The sequence below is a fragment of the Sporomusa termitida genome, from assembly GCF_007641255.1.
Lineage (GTDB): Bacteria > Bacillota > Negativicutes > Sporomusales > Sporomusaceae > Sporomusa > Sporomusa termitida.
Genome location: NZ_CP036259.1, coordinates 2,386,188 through 2,401,441 on the forward strand (window position 1 = coordinate 2,386,188; position 15,254 = coordinate 2,401,441).

A 15,254-nucleotide genomic window follows, 5' to 3' on the forward strand; every position below is an offset into this window, starting at 1 on the left:
GAATTGTATAAATTCTGATGGGGAGCAAAAAAACAGAGCTTTCGTTTAAGCTCTGCAAACTATCTCGATAGCCCCCAGGTCGCGGGAATGAATAATTTCTCAAATTGTTTAATGGCATACAAATCGGTTAGACCGGCAATATAATCCACTACAACCGTTTGCAGGCCCCACTGTTCTTCACGTTCCAAAAATTCCTGAGGCAGGCTGCCAGGGTTGTTGATATAGTAGTCAAATAGCTTACTGACAATGTATTTGGCTTTTTTCCGGTCAGGTTCAAGTTCATCGGAGTGGTAGATTTTTTTAAACATAAACTCCCTAAACTCATGCATGGCCGCCTGGACCCGCGGGGATATAATTATTTCGTTCCTGCCTTCAGACGCGGTAATAATATCTGATACCATCACTGTTATCATATGGGAAGGATTTGTACCCAGCACTTTACTGACTGATAATGGCAGATGTTCCGGTTTTAGCATACCGGCGCGGATACCATCATCATAGTCGTGGCACAGATAGGCAATACGATCGCCGCTGCGCACGATTTTTCCCTCCAGTGTAAACGGGGTATTATTGCCGGTATGATTTAAAATACCGTCTTTTACCTCAGCAGTCAGGTTGAGTCCCTGGCCGCCCCGTTCGAGATATTCTACGACCCGCAGGCTTTGTTCATTATGATTATAATGACCGATAAGATCCCGTAATGCGTACTCGCCGGCATGGCCGAACGGAGTATGGCCTACATCATGGCCTACCGCAATTGCCTCGGTTAGATCTTCATTCAGCATCAAACCGCGGGCGATTGTCCGGGAGATCTGGGCGACTTCCAAGCTGTGGGTCATGCGCATGCGATAATGGTCGCCGGGAGATATGTATACCTGGGTTTTATGTTTAAGACGCCGAAAGGACTTGCTGTGTATGATCCGGTCACGGTCACGCTGAAAAGAGGTACGGAAGTCGCACATTTCTTCTTCCCTGTCCCGTATGGCATTATGACTTTTGGCAGCATATTTTGACAGAATTTTAAACTCCTGCTCTTCGATACGTTCACGTACGTTCATACCGGCAAGCCCCCTTCCTTATAATACTAGTATTATAACATTATTCCCCTTTATTTGGTAGCTAACCGGCCTTAGTGACTGACATTCAGGCCAAACGGCGGATTGCTGCATATTTTGCCAGAGACATTTTCTTATATAGTTTGCTATAATAATGTAAGAAAGGAGTGAATCAAATGAAGGTTAATAAAATATTGATCATATTATCCACTCTTTTAGTGTTTATTCTGTCTACAGGTATTGCTTCAGCTGCCAAACCTGTTATCACTGCTGATCATACATACTTTGATATCAAGTCAGGCCAATATATTTTAAATGGCAATGTTTATATCAAAGTAAGAAACCGGATTATTACCGCCAGCCACGCCAGAGTAAACCCAGCCACGCTTGAAGTCTGGGGCACAGGCGGCATAACGGTACAGCAGCGGGATATCCACTTTACCGGTGACAGTGTTTACGTCTATGGTTCCAGGTCTCAGGCCAAAATTGACGGTGGGGTAAACCTGTCCCGGTCAGGCCTCATCATTAGTGCTGATAAGGCCGATTTTAACTGGCGCTCCAAAGTCGCTGTTTTTGACGGCAATGTTCGGGTCACTCAAGGCAACCGCAAGTGGACCGCCGATTCTGTAAGCTATAATGTTGATACAGATAGTTTTTTATAATAAACAGCCCTGGCATGAACCAAAGCGTTGCCAGGACTGTTTTTTTATTTACACTTTGCCAGTTTGTTTTTTTGCACTATTTCCAATATCCGGTTAGCCGTCTCTTCAATCGCCTTGTTTGACACATCAATGACCGGACAATCGAGCCGGCGCATAATCGAACGGGCATAATCAAGTTCTTCATGGATCCGCCCAATATTGGCATAGCTGGCATTAGGCGCCAGCCCCATGGTTTTCAGGCGTTCACTGCGAATTTCATTAAGCTTAAATTTATCGATAATCAGCCCGACAATGTGATGTGGCGGCACCTGGAAAAGCTCTTGCGGCAAAGGCGCCTCCGGCACCAGCGGAACATTCGCAACTTTAACCTTCTTATGGGCTAAATACATACTAAGCGGGGTTTTCGAAGTGCGCGATACACCGATAATGACAATATCGGCTTTTAAAAGACCCAAAGGATTTTTGCCATCATCATATTTGACGGCAAATTCAACAGCTTCTACCCGCTTAAAATATTCCTGATCCAGTTTATGGATTAAGCCAGGTTTAAGGCGCGGATTCATGCCGGTAACTGTTTGCACGGCATGAATCATGGGACCCATGATATCAATTGTAGGGATATTATGGGCCTGTGCCTGTTCCAGCAATGCATCACGCAAATCAGAAGAAACCAAAGTGTGGCAGATAACGCAGTTATGGTTTTCCGCTTCCCGCACGGTTTCGGTGATCTGTTCCACCGAGGTGATATACGGGACTCTAATAATATCAAAATCCCCGCTATTAAACTGGCTGGCCGTAGCCCGGGCCACCATCTCGGCCGTTTCGCCGAGAGAATCTGACAATGCATAGATAACCGGCAAGTTAGCTATAATAGTTCCCCTCCTCTTCCCTCGCCAAGCTCAACAAATAACCTGGCAATATTAGTTTTCGTAAGCCGCCCGATGACTTCATAGGTTTTTCCCTGACTGCTTAATGAAACAACCGGCAGACTGTCCACTTCATTATCGATGATTTTCTTGGCAGCTGTTAAAACAGATTCATCCGGCGATGTTACAATAATTTTTGGCATTGGCGTCATCAACACCTTGACCGGCAGCTTATGAAGGTCACTTCCCCCCATAGCTACCTTTAGCACATCTTTGCGGGATACTACACCGGCTAAAATCCCCCCTGATTCCACGACAAACACCGAACCAACATCTTCAAGAAACATAGTAACAACAGCATCATAGGCACTGGTGCCTGCAGTCACAACAACAGGTACTGACTGTACATCCTGCACCTTTAGCCGGCTCACTTGTTCGGTAAGCAGGTTACTGGCAGTTTTACCGGTATAAAAGTAGCCTACTTTAGGACGGGCATCAACCATACCTGACATTACCAGGATAGCTAAATCAGGCCTGAGGGCCGCACGGGTTACATTAAGACGTTCGGCGATCTGTTCACCGGTAATAGGCCCCAGAGTCCTGACCATCTCAGCAATTTTCTCTTGTCGCGGCGATAATCCCAATAACAGCCCCCCCTCTTATTTCAGCATCATATACATTAAACAACAATAATTTTTGCTATATCGGCAGTATGGCCCGCCAGACCGGCTATCGCTTGGAGTAAGGCCAGGCGGTTATTTTTTACAGCCTCATCTTCAACCATTACCATAACTGCACTAAAAAAGCCATCAATGGGTGCAGCCAAAGCCGCAAGCCGGTTAAGGATACCCGGGTAATTTTTTTCTTGTTCATACTGCCTGATTTCATTATACGCTTCTACATAGGCTTTATACAAAACATGCTCAGCCTCGGTCGTAAACAAGCCGGGATCCACAGTCTGAGAACCGGCATTTTTTGCTAAATTACCTACCCGTACCAGCGCCTGAACAGCTTTTTGCATTGCCCTGGTCTCACCTGCTGCCGCCATTGCCTTAGCCCGCAGCCAGGTATCGTAAATATCATCAATCCCGGCCGCCAGTACAGCATCAATCAAATCATATCTCAACCCATCATCGGCCAGAATGTTTTTAATTCGCAGCCGGAAAAATTCCAGCAAGTCTGCCAACAGTTTTGTTCTGCGTTCACTGCCGGTAATCCCCAGCAGGTTCATGGCTGTTTCCGTTATCGCCGCCAAAGATATATGAACCTTGGCATCTATAAAAATATTTACGATACCAAGTGCCTGCCGCCGTAACGCATATGGATCCTGCGAGCCTGTCGGCACAAGCCCCCGGCTAAAAGTGGCCACAATATTATCAACCTTGTCGGCGATACTGATTAACCGGCCGGCGGTTGTCTGTGGCAACTGGTCGCCGGCGAACCGCGGCAGATAATGCTCAAATACGGCGGCGGCCACAGCTTGTGATTCACCGCTGCGCAGCGCGTATTCCCGGCCCATGACTCCCTGTAACTCGGTAAATTCATTGACCATGCCTGTCACTAAATCGGCTTTGGCTAAATGGGCACTGCGGTTTACAATCATAAGCTCGCTTGGGCTAATGGCGAGCATATGCCCGATTCCGGCAGCCAGCTGCTCTAAACGCAATACCTTATCATGAATTGTGCCCAAGCCATCCTGGAACACAATGGTCTTAAGCTTTTCCACCCGTTCGGCCAGAGGAACTTTTTGATCCTCTTCAAAAAAGAACCTGGCATCTGCCAGCCTGGCTTTAAGCACCCGCTCATTGCCGTGGCGAACAATATCAATATGCTCAGGGCCGCCGTTTCTGACCGTAATAAACAGGGGCAGCAATTTGCCGTCTCTGCCGGTAACCGGAAAATAGCGCTGATGCTCACGCATCGGCGTAATGATGGCTTCCGGCGGCAAACTGAGATATTGGTCCTCAAAATTGCCATATAGGGCTGTCGGATATTCTACAAGATAGACCACTTCCGCCAACAACTCTTCATCAATCGTTGCTGCTCCGCCATGGCTTATGGCTAACTTTTCAATTTGCTCTTTAATAACACGCCGCCGCACGTCCTGATCAACCATAACAAAGTTCTCACTGAGCCGGTTGGTGTATTCAGCAACTGAATTTATTGTTACCGTGGCCTCACCCAGAAAACGATGCCCCCGTGTAATCCGGCCGGCACGAACTCCCGGCAGTGTACAAGGAATAACCTCACTGCCAAGCAATGCCACTAGCCAGCGAATCGGGCGGACAAAACGCATGTCAAGCTCGCCCCAGCGCATGTTTTTGGGAAAGGACAGGCTGGTGACCAGATCAGTCAAAAGCCCTGGCAGGAGCTCTGTCACCGGCCGCCCTGTTTCCTGAACAATAGCATAAATATAACCATCCCTGACGACAAGTTCCGCCGGATCAACCCCCTGCCCCCGGGCAAAACCTAATGCCGCCCTGGTCGGCGCCCCATTTTGGTCAAAAGCAATTTTAACGGCCGGACCTTTATTCTCACTATTTTTATCGGTTTGACTGGCAGCAACTGCTTTAACAATAACAGCCAGCCGGCGGGGTGTACCAACAGCCCTGACTTCGGCGTGGCTTATCCTGAGGGCGGCCAGCTTTGCTATTGCCGTGTTTTCCAGCTGCACTAATGCCCCTGGCATAAATTTTGCAGGAATTTCTTCTGTTCCGATTTCTAACAATAAATCTTTGGTCATGGTTTACTTGCCTCCCTTCAGGAGCGGATAACCCAGCTTCTCACGCTGCTCCAGGTAACCTTGAGCACACAGTCTGGCCAGGTTCCGTACTCTGCCAATAAAGCCGGTCCGTTCACTAACGCTGATCGCGCCCCGGGCACCAAGCAGGTTAAAGCTGTGAGAACACTTTAACACATAATCATATGCCGGCAGCACATAGCCTAATTCAATCACCCGGATCGCTTCTTTTTCGTACAGATCAAATAATGTAAACAGTAAGCCAGTATCGGCGATTTCAAAATTATAATAAGATTGTTCAACTTCATTGCGGTGAAAAATGTCACCATAAGAAATACCATTTATCCATTCAATATCAAATACATTTTCTCTTTCCTGGATATACATGGCCAGCCGTTCCAGGCCATAGGTAATTTCCACAGATACCGGTTTGACATCAATACTGCCCACCTGCTGGAAATAGGTAAATTGAGTAATCTCCATACCGTCCAGCCATACTTCCCAGCCTAAGCCCCAGGCGCCAAGGGTCGGGGATTCCCAATTATCCTCAACAAAGCGGATATCATGTTTGGCCGGATCAATTCCCAGCCCAGCCAAACTGGCCAGATATAATTCTTGAATATTGGCTGGGGACGGTTTCATAATCACTTGATATTGATGATGCTGAAACAGGCGGTTGGGATTATCACCATATCGGCCGTCGGCCGGGCGGCGCGAAGGCTCAATATAAGCCACATTCCACGGTTCCGGTCCCAGGGCCCGTAAAAATGTAGCCGGATTCATTGTTCCTGCCCCTTTTTCCACATCATAAGGCTGCTGGATTATACAATTCTGTTGTGCCCAAAAATTTTGCAGTGTCAGGATTATCTCCTGGAATGTCATATTGTTTGACCTCCTTATTAAAAATAAAAACATCCCGCCACAGTAACTTATCTTCAAGTTACAGGGACGAGATGCTGTTCCCGCGGTTCCACCCTGATTGGCCGTTATCAGCGGCCCGCCTTAATGTATTACAGGTTTTACTCTGCCGGGACTGATTCTGGGTGTAGTATCAGCCTCGCCATTTCCTCCTGCAGCTTGGGAAGGCCTTTCACCTTTTGATTACCAGGCTTACACTATCCCCGGCTCGCTGTGCTGAAGGTTACTTATTCCCGCATTGCCTTACTTAATCGATTTACAAGATATAACAGTGCTATTAGCTATAGTATCCAATGTTCAAAATTTTATCATGGAAACACAGGAAAATCAAGAGGCTCCCTTGTATTTACGGCGATTTGGCTGTCACTCGCTTATTCAGCAGCTGCCGTGTGCAGTCAGGACAATAATCATGGGTCAATTCTGCCTCAGAATGTTCCCGTATATATTTTGAGATAGTAACCCATTCCCCGTTTTCATCACGAATATTATGGCAGGATGAGCAAATTGGAATAAGCCCGGAAAGCTCCGTAATTAGCGATATATCTTCAATAATCAAAATGGCTATCTTGTATTGTTTGTACACAAGCGGCGCGGCTGTTACCTGTAAAGTAAATTCTGTTAACTTACCATCCTTGCCGGTTACAAATTTACCTTTCTGCCGGGAAACAGTTTGTCCATTAATAGCTAACAAAGCAGTGGCTCTAAGAATACAGTTTTCACAGTTGGCGGAAGAGCCACAGCCGTTTTTGGCATTCACACAATGCAGTATTTCCCCGCCACGGCGAAGAGTTCCCTCTGTTAATGGTGCCACACAAAACAATCTGCTTCCTTCGGGATTTATCGCATGCACGTAACCATCTGCAGCTGTCATAATGATGCCGGCGGGAATGATTTGAAACAGAGTTTTAAAAAACTCATTATCTGCCAATAAGTCGAGCATTATACACATCCTTTCCTGTAAATATTGCAATATTTTCAACATTTTTCCCTTTTTATCCTGCCGCCGGGTTCTGCCTGACTCCTGATTTTTAGACAAAAAAAACACTCATTGCATTTCTCAATGAGTGCCATCACAGTTGTTTTACGAGGTATTACCTTTCCGGGCGTAGCTCAAGGCCTAATAAATATCCCGCGGATATTTATCTATTGCCGCTTCAGGTTCTTCCTGCTTGGCATCAGTCTGTTCCGTATCCTGCCCCCCCTGCCGCACCACTTCGATGGTGCAGCGCTTAAACACCGCAACCAATACACCCAAAGCAGCCAGCTGCGGCAATACCACAGCACCGATAGCCCCCAGTGCTACCGGTATTTCAGCCAATACCCGCCCATCATGCTTGACACGAATCTTATTGACATTGCCTTCGCGGATCAGTTCTTTCACTTTGTCAATGACTTCATGCGAACGTACCGAGAATTCTTCTGTCCAGTTGGTTTTATTGTTATCTTCCAACTCGATAAGCGTTTCAATAACATTGCCTGCATTGCGTTCTAAAGCCGCTTTGGCATCCCGGTAAGATACCCCTGTACGTTCACGGACCATATCAATTTTCTCTAAAGTAATCTCCATTTTGCATAACCCCCAATAGTTTTGGGTTAGCTTCTCCTGATTACCAGACTATTATACCGCTATAAGTTATTAATTCTACGGATAAAGTCCAAGGATTTTAACGGACGTTCCAACTGATACTTCACAAAACCATATAACAGCTGTTCAGCACTGGCCAGTATTTTAGCATTAACGGCAAACTGCCCCGGCTGAGATAAATCCATAGTTAACAATTTGTCTAAAAAATCTTTATCAGACTGCGCAAAGGTCGGTACGCCGGCTGGGCTGCAGGTCTTGCATACACCGCCGCCATCAGGGTAGCTAAAACAGGCCGGCAAGGCCAAATCATGGCCGCAGCGAACACAACGCGCGTATTCAGGCTGAAATCCGGCAAACACCAGTAGGTGCCAGGAACCGGCCAGGGCGGCAATGCGGGGATTACGGGCTGCAAGCAAGTGGAATACGCTTAACAGCGTATCAAACACCGCCGGCTCCGCCTGGCGTTCCGGCCATAGCCCGGTTGTCAATTCAACAATAAAATTGGCATACGCTAATCTGGTTAAATCTTCCCGAATTTGCCGGTATGAGCTTTGTAATTCACATTGCCTGATGGTATCCAGTCCTTTGCCGCCGGCAGCCATAGACAGATTTAAATGGGAGAAAGGCTGCAAACCACCACTCAGGCGGCTGCGCGGCTGACGTGCTCCATAGGCCATAGCGGTAACAATTCCGTATTCACGGGAAAACAAAGTGACCATTCTGTCAGCAGCCCCCCAATCGCGCGCCGCCAACAGAATGGCTTCCGTTTGATACTCTACTGCCATCTGACCTCACGTAACTCACGTAATAAGTTATTCCAGTGATATTCTGGCACAGTTAATACTTCCACGGGTTCATCACCTGTTGATTCAAGCTGGCTGGCATCGGGATTCAGGCAGGCACGATAGGTAAGGTAAGCATCGATATTACCGGTACTGAAAAAAATCTCCCACATTGTTTCCCGTAATAACACTCGACATCATCCCTTCACTCTTGTATTAACAGGCAGGATCAGCCACAAACTTATTTAATTTAATTATACCCCTTCTGCAGCTTCCAGGGGAAGCTGCGGTACAGCCTTGACTCTTACAATTCTAAAACCATTTACACGGAGTACCTCAAATGAATAATCGCCAATACTTACCTTGTCGCCAATTTCCGGACGGCGGCCTAACATACCAAAAATATAGCCGCCCAGAGTATCCTCATCATGGTCTTCCAAACGGATATTCAGGAGTTCGGTTACATCATCCAGAAGAACCCGGCCATCAAACTCATAACTCCCGTCAGCCAGGCGCTGAATTTCGATATCTTCGATGGCATCATGTTCATCCTGAATGTCGCCGACAATCTCCTCAAGTACATCTTCAAGAGCGACTAAACCGGCAGTCCCGCCGTATTCATCGGCAACAACAGCCAAATGCGTACGCTTTCGCCGCATAACCTGTAAAAGGTGAGCGACAGACATTCCTTCCGGTACTACTAATATCTCCCGAACGACTGATGTTAAATCACGCTCGCTATGGGAAATCATGTCTAAATCCATCAGGTCACGAATATGAATCATGCCAATAATATGATCTTTATCCTCGACACATAAGGGATACCGGGTATGTCCGGTCTCCCGCACAACTTTCATATTTTCGGCAAAGGTATCATCGGCAAACAGGCAGATCATATCCTGACGAGGCCGCATAATTTCTCTGGCCAGCCGGTCAGCAAAGTCAAAAACATTGTCTATAAGCTCACTTTCCATCTGATTGAGCACACCGCCGCGATGACTGGCACTCACGATCATTCTTAATTCTTCTTCCGAATGAGTCAGATCAGCTTCATTGACAGTTTTCATCCCGAGTAGGCCTAAAATGGAACTGGCCGTACGGTTAAGTAATAAAATAACCGGGTAGCCAAGCTTATGAAAAAAATATAACGGCCATACACAGGCCAGAGCCACCTGTTCAGCCCGCTGAACAGCCATTGATTTTGGCACAAGTTCACCGAGCACAATGTGGAAAAAAATTATTATAATAAAGCCTATTGTCGTGCTTATCACGGTAATCAGCCATTCAGAAAGTGGCAGAAAGTTAAGTAAAAAAGGCTCTAATAACGCCGAAATTGCTGGTTCGCCTAACCAGCCGAGAGCCAGGGAGGCCACGGTAATGCCCAGTTGGGTCGCCCCGAGGTAGGTATCGAAAGAAGCGACTACTTTCAGCGCCAGTCTGGCATTGGCATTCCCCTGATGAGCCAGTTCTTCCAGTCTGGTTTTCCGGATTTTAACTAGTGAAAACTCGGCCAGCACAAAAAAGCCATTGAGTAAAACCAGAAAAATGGCAGCCCCCAGTTTAACAAAACTGAATAAAGGCGAATCGATAACGCATCTCTCCCTAGTTATTGGAATCATTACAGCGGGGCATGATGGCCCCGGCTGTAATAACATATTGCAGTGCACTTTCGCTGGTTACGTCTAAAGGTATTATATCCCGCCTGGGTATAAGAATATTAAAGCCGGAGGTTAGGTTTAAGCTCATGGGAATAAATACGCAAACATGATCTTCAGAAAATTGAGCAGCCAGCGGTGCTGATAATTCGGGCATAACAAAGCCGAGTGTCTTCACGCCTGGATGGGGATAAGGAACCAGCACTGCATTTTCCAGCAGTTTTTGTGATTCAAATACGGCTGTTGATATTTGTTTGACACTATTATAAATAAATTTTACTACAGGTATAGAACCTACCACTTGCTCACAATAACCAATTAATTTTTTTGAAATCCAGTGAGAGGATAACCAGCCAATAAACACAATCAAACACAAAACAACCGCCAGGGCTAAACCGGGAAAATGAATCGGAAGGTATTGCCCTAACAACAGCTCTGTAAACGCAAAGATATTAACGACCACAACTGCCGTAAGCGCAATTGGTACAATAACAATCAGACCATTAACAAAATATTTATAAAACCACTTCATGAATTCAAACTCACCTCTCCTTACAAATGATACCATTAAGCAGCGTTTTGGTCAATAAATAAGAAAAGACTTGGCTTGTACCAAGTCCTTCCGGGCGCCGGCAGTCGTTCCTGCCATGATCAGCAAGGGCCATAGTTTCTGAGGCTGCCGCCTGGCGGTAGCCCCAGAAACCTGCCTCACTTAGTCGAAGCCGTAACTTTTTAATACATTCGCCCGGTTACGCCAGTCCTTTTTGACTTTAACCCATAGATCCAGATAAACCTTCGAGCCTAAAAGATTTTCAATATCGGCGCGGGCAAACCGGCCTATATCTTTAAGCAGGTGCCCGCCGGCACCGATAACAATGCCTTTCTGCGAATCGCGCTCCACATAGATGACCGCTCGGACGTATAGGTCATCATTAGCTCTGGTGGCAATTTCCTCAATGTCAACAAGAATTGCGTGGGGAATCTCCTCTTTAGTCAAATGCAGCACTTTTTCCCTGATTAGTTCGGCAATAACCAGACGTTCAGGCTGGTCGGTGATCATATCTTCCGGATAATACTGAGGCCCTGGTTCAAGAAAGGTCTTGATCTCACCAATCAGCCCGGCAAAATTAGTATGGTCCAAAGCCGAGATCGGTACTACCGCCGCAAATTGAAACTGGGAAGTGTATTTTTCAATAATAGCGAACAATTTAGGTTTATCGATCCGGTCTATCTTGTTCACGGCCAGAATGACAGGGGTACGGACATTGGCTAACTGCTCCAGAATATACCGCTCGCCTGGTCCTATTGCGGCGGTGACATCAACCACAAATAAAATAACATCAACGTCCCGTAACGAGCCTTCGGCCTCCTTCAGCATATATTCGCCCAGCTTATGCTTAGGTTTATGAATGCCCGGGGTATCTATAAACAAAATTTGCGCATCAGCCTGGGTGAGCACACCCATAATCTTATTTCTCGTCGTTTGTGGTTTATCAGACATGATGGCAATTTTTTGCCCGATTAAATTATTCATTAACGTTGATTTACCGACATTAGGCCGGCCAATCACGGCTACAAAACCTGATTTATAGTTTTCCTTATCCACTGCTGGTCACCGTCTTTTCTCAATATCACTTTTATTAAAACTGAAGGGTAGCAGTTCCGCCAAGGTATGCGTTCGCTGCCGGCCTCGCAAATTGACCAAAATAATTTTCTCTATATTAAACTCAGCCATTACCTGCCGGCAGGCACCACACGGCGATACCGGTTCCGGTGTATCGGCGGCGACAGCAATGGCCACAATTTCCGTTTCTCCCTCTGATATGGCTTTGAAAACAGCAGTACGTTCAGCACAGTTTGCTAAGCCATAAGCGGCATTTTCGATATTGCAGCCGCTATAAATCCGCCCGCTTGCCCCCAAAACAGCCGCCCCTACTTTAAAATTGGAATATGGGGCATAGGCTTTTTCCCGGGCCTTAAGAGCACTTTTAACAAGCTCTTCCACGCTATTCCCACCTATTTCAGCAATTTTTCCCCGAATAAAACAACGCCAACTCCCAGGGCCGTGATTGCCTGCACTAACACGGCGCCGGCCGCAACATCTTTAGCCACCTTGGCCAAAGGATGAACTTCAGGTGAGATTTTATTAATGACAGTCTCAATCGCGGTGTTAAACATTTCGGCGGTAATGACACCGGCAATCGTCAGCAATAAAACAGCCTGTTCCAAAGTGCTAAAATCCAGCCGCCAGGCTAAGCCCAGAGCCGCCAGGGCCGCAGTCAAATGAATTTGCATATGGCGTTCCCGGCAGACACAGTGGATAATACCAGCCATTGCATATTTAAAAGCAGCTAATACTCTCATATAACTGTTGGTTACTGGTCCCGGGTAATACCCAGAAGGGTTAACACATATTCTTCTTCCTGTCTCATCTCCGCCTGGTCCGCCGGCAGCTCATGGTCATACCCCAGGAGGTGCAGCATACCATGAACTGTGAGATAAGCCAATTCCCGTTCCAGGCTGTGCCCGAATTCTTCCGCCTGCCGGGCAGCCGTGTCCAGGGAGATGATGATATCGCCAAGTAGGATTTCAAGCTCAGCCGGCGCTGTGGTAATTTCCGGTTCATGCTCACCGTCACACTGCTCCTGCATAGCAAAAGACAATACATCAGTAGGCGTATCTTTACCACGGTACCGGCGATTAAGTCCGTGGATATAAGCATCATTTGTCAAGACAACGCTGACCTCAGCCTGTGGTTCCAGCCCGTAAACCTCAGCCGCCTTATTTAGTACCTGCCTCAGCATTTGTTCCATTACCGGCGTTACTGTCGTCTTTTCCTGTTGATTGCTTATTACTATTTCCATTTTTGGCCTTTCTCCTTTCCAGCTCTTTTAAAGCCTCAGGGTATTCAAGCCGGGTATGGAACATACTGGACAGTAATCTAATATAGACATCACCAATTACCTTCAGATCCCTTAAGGTAAGATTACAATCATCCAACTGACCATCCTGCAGCCTCTCTCTGATCATTTTGCGAACCGTAGCCTCAATCCGGTTCACGTTAGGTTTGTTGATTGACCGCACAGCCGCCTCACAGGCATCAGCCAGCATGACCAGGGCGGCCTCTTTAGTCTGGGGTGCCGGACCTTCATAGCGAAAATCGTCTTCCATCATACATTCGCCATGTTCATTTTCCGTAGCCCGTTTATAAAAATAGGAAACTAACGTAGTTCCATGATGCTGCTCAATAATATCTGTTATTACTTGCGGCAATTTGTAATCACGGCACAGGTCGAGTCCATCTTTAATATGGGAAGTGACAATTAATGTACTTAACGAAGGCGCCAGCTTGTCATGCGGGTTTTCACAGCCGGCCTGATTTTCTATAAAAAAATAGGGTCTTTTGATTTTGCCGATATCATGGTAATAGGCACCTACCCGGACAATAACCGGATCCGCCCCTACCGTAACCGCAGCTGTTTCGGCCAGATTGCCGACAAGAACGCTGTGATGATAGGTTCCCGGCGCATCCAATAACAGACGCTGTAATAACGGATGGTTAGGTTTGGCCAGATCAAGTAATTTAATGGGGGTGGTAATATTAAAGGCATGTTCAAGGTAAGGCAGCAACCCGGTAGTAATTACAGCGGAAGCAATGCCGCTGATGGCCCCAAACAAACACTGAACCAAAACCACGGTTCCCTCAAGCTGCTGGATAAGCCCGGTAGAGCCAATTACCAGAAAATTAATTGCCCCAATGGAAACGCCGGCTTTAATCAGACTGTAACCATGAGCCATTTTGGTTACACTGTATACCCCGGCCATACCGCCAACCAGGGCAGCGGCAACGGCTCTTAAATCATGGTCCACAATCACACCGAAAAACATGGCCATAATCACGCTAACCACAAGCCCTACCCGGCTGTCAATAAGAATAGCGGTTAACAGGGCCCCGGCTGCAACCGGGGCGGCAAAATCGGAGTAGTAATGTGCCATTTTGCCAAGCAGCATAGTAACCAGAATGATTAAACCCAGTAACAGTAAATGCATGTCATTTTGATAGACCCGCAAAGCAAAGTTATACAAGTACCCCAGGGAGATACCCATGATCAACAACACATAAATTGCCAGTCCCAGAATCCGTACCTCACTTACGTTGCCGGCATATAAGCCCAGTTCTTCCATGACATGGATCTGTTCGGCTGTCACTACATCACCCCGCCGGACCAATACCTGGCCTTTCTTGACGGTTTCCCGGACAGATTCAATACTAGCGAGAGCTGACTGTTTGCGTTTATCTGTCTCACGCACATTTAAGATAAAATTCGGACGAATCAGGGTTTGGGCAATACCGGCCACTACCGCTTCCGCGTTTTTACCAAGCCCCAGTTCTTCCGCTTCCAGTACTACCTGTTTGCGGGCAATATCCAGATCATCATCCCGGATGCCGCGCTGGAGATATTTGCTCAGTATCGACTTAGTATACTCCTCGGTTTTTACCAGTCCGGCCTCCTCTAAATTAGCCAGACCTGCTACTACGGAACTTGACAGTGTCAAGGGTAATTCGTGCGTGAGCCGCTGTACTTTTTGTTCATTGGTTGCTTGTGTTTTATCGGCCTGAATCAACCGGGCCACATGGAAAATAGCCTTGACCTCCTCCTCAGCCTTGGCCATGACAGCGACATCAAGATCATACACATTGGCCACACTGGCCATAACTTCCATTTCCAGTTTTTTAGTCTTGGCATTATCCACATAAGATACTGTTCTTGGTGCAATTACATCCCGGTCGCTCACTTGTCCAATTTGCAGCGATACTTTTTCCGGAATAAAATCGGTTGACAAAGACAGCATATAAAGGCCAAAGAAAAGCACCAGCAACACGATCCTGCGTACTAAGGGCCGGGTATGTATACTCCCCGGCTGAATAAATAATTCACGCAACCTGTTATGTACCGACATCATCTGTTTCAACTCCATACACATCTATT

The 15,254-nt window shown here is 46.8% G+C and carries 17 protein-coding genes; 1 reads left to right on the top strand and 16 read right to left on the bottom strand.

Annotated features, from left to right (window positions below):
* Window positions 1–59: 59 nt before the first annotated feature.
* A complete protein-coding gene (locus SPTER_RS11125) occupies window positions 60–1,058 on the bottom strand; it encodes a deoxyguanosinetriphosphate triphosphohydrolase (protein ID WP_144350472.1) in 999 nt (332 codons plus the stop codon).
* A gap of 173 nt (window positions 1,059–1,231) precedes the next feature.
* On the opposite strand from SPTER_RS11125, the gene SPTER_RS11130 reads away from it, so the two are divergent.
* Window positions 1,232–1,717, top strand: a complete 486-nt coding sequence (locus tag SPTER_RS11130; protein WP_144350473.1) for an LptA/OstA family protein — start codon at window positions 1,232–1,234, stop codon at window positions 1,715–1,717.
* A gap of 44 nt (window positions 1,718–1,761) precedes the next feature.
* Here the strand turns inward: SPTER_RS11130 and SPTER_RS11135 are convergent, their stop codons facing one another.
* The 15 genes from SPTER_RS11135 to SPTER_RS11205 form a co-directional block, all read right to left on the bottom strand.
* Window positions 1,762–2,529 (bottom strand): pyruvate, water dikinase regulatory protein, encoded by a 768-nt coding sequence (locus SPTER_RS11135; RefSeq protein ID WP_211367615.1) that lies wholly within the window; start codon window positions 2,527–2,529, stop codon window positions 1,762–1,764.
* A 53-nt stretch (window positions 2,530–2,582) separates the two neighbouring features.
* Entirely contained in the window at window positions 2,583–3,227 is a 645-nt protein-coding gene (gene ccpN / locus SPTER_RS11140; protein ID WP_144350475.1) for a transcriptional regulator CcpN, read from the bottom strand.
* A 35-nt stretch (window positions 3,228–3,262) separates the two neighbouring features.
* Window positions 3,263–5,326, bottom strand: coding sequence for a glycine--tRNA ligase subunit beta (gene glyS / locus SPTER_RS11145; protein ID WP_144350476.1), 2,064 nt, complete (start codon window positions 5,324–5,326; stop codon window positions 3,263–3,265).
* A gap of 3 nt (window positions 5,327–5,329) precedes the next feature.
* Window positions 5,330–6,205 carry a glycine--tRNA ligase subunit alpha gene (gene glyQ, locus SPTER_RS11150; protein WP_144350477.1) on the bottom strand — a complete coding sequence of 292 codons (876 nt, stop codon included), beginning with the start codon at window positions 6,203–6,205 and terminating at the stop codon, window positions 5,330–5,332.
* Window positions 6,206–6,587: 382 nt separating this feature from the next.
* Window positions 6,588–7,181 carry a histidine kinase gene (locus tag SPTER_RS11155; RefSeq protein WP_144350478.1) on the bottom strand — a complete coding sequence of 198 codons (594 nt, stop codon included), beginning with the start codon at window positions 7,179–7,181 and terminating at the stop codon, window positions 6,588–6,590.
* Between the two features lie 177 nt (window positions 7,182–7,358).
* Entirely contained in the window at window positions 7,359–7,808 is a 450-nt protein-coding gene (locus SPTER_RS11160; protein WP_144350479.1) for a DUF4342 domain-containing protein, read from the bottom strand.
* 59 nt (window positions 7,809–7,867) lie between these two features.
* The gene (gene recO, locus SPTER_RS11165; RefSeq protein ID WP_144350480.1) at window positions 7,868–8,611 is read right to left on the bottom strand and encodes a DNA repair protein RecO; all 744 of its coding nucleotides are present in this window, start codon (window positions 8,609–8,611) and stop codon (window positions 7,868–7,870) included.
* Complete coding sequence (locus tag SPTER_RS11170; RefSeq protein ID WP_144350481.1) at window positions 8,602–8,799, bottom strand: hypothetical protein; 198 nt, start codon at window positions 8,797–8,799, stop codon at window positions 8,602–8,604. Before SPTER_RS11170 ends, recO begins: the two co-directional genes overlap by 10 nt.
* 63 nt (window positions 8,800–8,862) lie before the next feature.
* Entirely contained in the window at window positions 8,863–10,227 is a 1,365-nt protein-coding gene (locus tag SPTER_RS11175) for a hemolysin family protein (protein WP_144350482.1), read from the bottom strand.
* Window positions 10,211–10,831 (bottom strand): DUF502 domain-containing protein, encoded by a 621-nt coding sequence (locus SPTER_RS11180; protein ID WP_246105576.1) that lies wholly within the window; start codon window positions 10,829–10,831, stop codon window positions 10,211–10,213. The genes SPTER_RS11175 and SPTER_RS11180 overlap by 17 nt, the downstream gene beginning before the upstream one ends.
* A gap of 144 nt (window positions 10,832–10,975) precedes the next feature.
* Entirely contained in the window at window positions 10,976–11,869 is an 894-nt protein-coding gene (gene era, locus SPTER_RS11185; protein ID WP_144350483.1) for a GTPase Era, read from the bottom strand.
* Window positions 11,870–11,875: 6 nt separating this feature from the next.
* Window positions 11,876–12,268 (bottom strand): cytidine deaminase, encoded by a 393-nt coding sequence (locus SPTER_RS11190; RefSeq protein WP_144350484.1) that lies wholly within the window; start codon window positions 12,266–12,268, stop codon window positions 11,876–11,878.
* Between the two features lie 11 nt (window positions 12,269–12,279).
* Window positions 12,280–12,627, bottom strand: a complete 348-nt coding sequence (locus tag SPTER_RS11195) for a diacylglycerol kinase family protein (RefSeq protein ID WP_144350485.1) — start codon at window positions 12,625–12,627, stop codon at window positions 12,280–12,282.
* 11 nt (window positions 12,628–12,638) lie between these two features.
* The gene (ybeY, locus tag SPTER_RS11200; RefSeq protein WP_144350486.1) at window positions 12,639–13,127 is read right to left on the bottom strand and encodes an rRNA maturation RNase YbeY; all 489 of its coding nucleotides are present in this window, start codon (window positions 13,125–13,127) and stop codon (window positions 12,639–12,641) included.
* Complete coding sequence (locus tag SPTER_RS11205; RefSeq protein ID WP_246105577.1) at window positions 13,045–15,243, bottom strand: HD family phosphohydrolase; 2,199 nt, start codon at window positions 15,241–15,243, stop codon at window positions 13,045–13,047. Before SPTER_RS11205 ends, ybeY begins: the two co-directional genes overlap by 83 nt.
* Between the last annotated feature and the right edge of the window lie 11 nt (window positions 15,244–15,254).

What these genes read in the sequence shown, in the direction of transcription:
- SPTER_RS11125 (WP_144350472.1), bottom strand. Translation starts at nt 1,058, where the DNA reads ATGAACGTACGTGAACGTATCGAAGAGCAGGAGTTTAAAATTCTGTCA.
- SPTER_RS11130 (WP_144350473.1), top strand. Translation starts at nt 1,232, where the DNA reads ATGAAGGTTAATAAAATATTGATCATATTATCCACTCTTTTAGTGTTT.
- SPTER_RS11135 (WP_211367615.1), bottom strand. Translation starts at nt 2,529, where the DNA reads ATGGTGGCCCGGGCTACGGCCAGCCAGTTTAATAGCGGGGATTTTGAT.
- glyS (WP_144350476.1), bottom strand. Translation starts at nt 5,326, where the DNA reads ATGACCAAAGATTTATTGTTAGAAATCGGAACAGAAGAAATTCCTGCA.
- glyQ (WP_144350477.1), bottom strand. Translation starts at nt 6,205, where the DNA reads ATGACATTCCAGGAGATAATCCTGACACTGCAAAATTTTTGGGCACAA.
- SPTER_RS11155 (WP_144350478.1), bottom strand. Translation starts at nt 7,181, where the DNA reads ATGCTCGACTTATTGGCAGATAATGAGTTTTTTAAAACTCTGTTTCAA.
- SPTER_RS11160 (WP_144350479.1), bottom strand. Translation starts at nt 7,808, where the DNA reads ATGGAGATTACTTTAGAGAAAATTGATATGGTCCGTGAACGTACAGGG.
- recO (WP_144350480.1), bottom strand. Translation starts at nt 8,611, where the DNA reads ATGGCAGTAGAGTATCAAACGGAAGCCATTCTGTTGGCGGCGCGCGAT.
- SPTER_RS11175 (WP_144350482.1), bottom strand. Translation starts at nt 10,227, where the DNA reads ATGATTCCAATAACTAGGGAGAGATGCGTTATCGATTCGCCTTTATTC.
- SPTER_RS11180 (WP_246105576.1), bottom strand. Translation starts at nt 10,831, where the DNA reads ATGGTATCATTTGTAAGGAGAGGTGAGTTTGAATTCATGAAGTGGTTT.
- SPTER_RS11195 (WP_144350485.1), bottom strand. Translation starts at nt 12,627, where the DNA reads ATGAGAGTATTAGCTGCTTTTAAATATGCAATGGCTGGTATTATCCAC.
- ybeY (WP_144350486.1), bottom strand. Translation starts at nt 13,127, where the DNA reads ATGGAAATAGTAATAAGCAATCAACAGGAAAAGACGACAGTAACGCCG.
- SPTER_RS11205 (WP_246105577.1), bottom strand. Translation starts at nt 15,243, where the DNA reads ATGGAGTTGAAACAGATGATGTCGGTACATAACAGGTTGCGTGAATTA.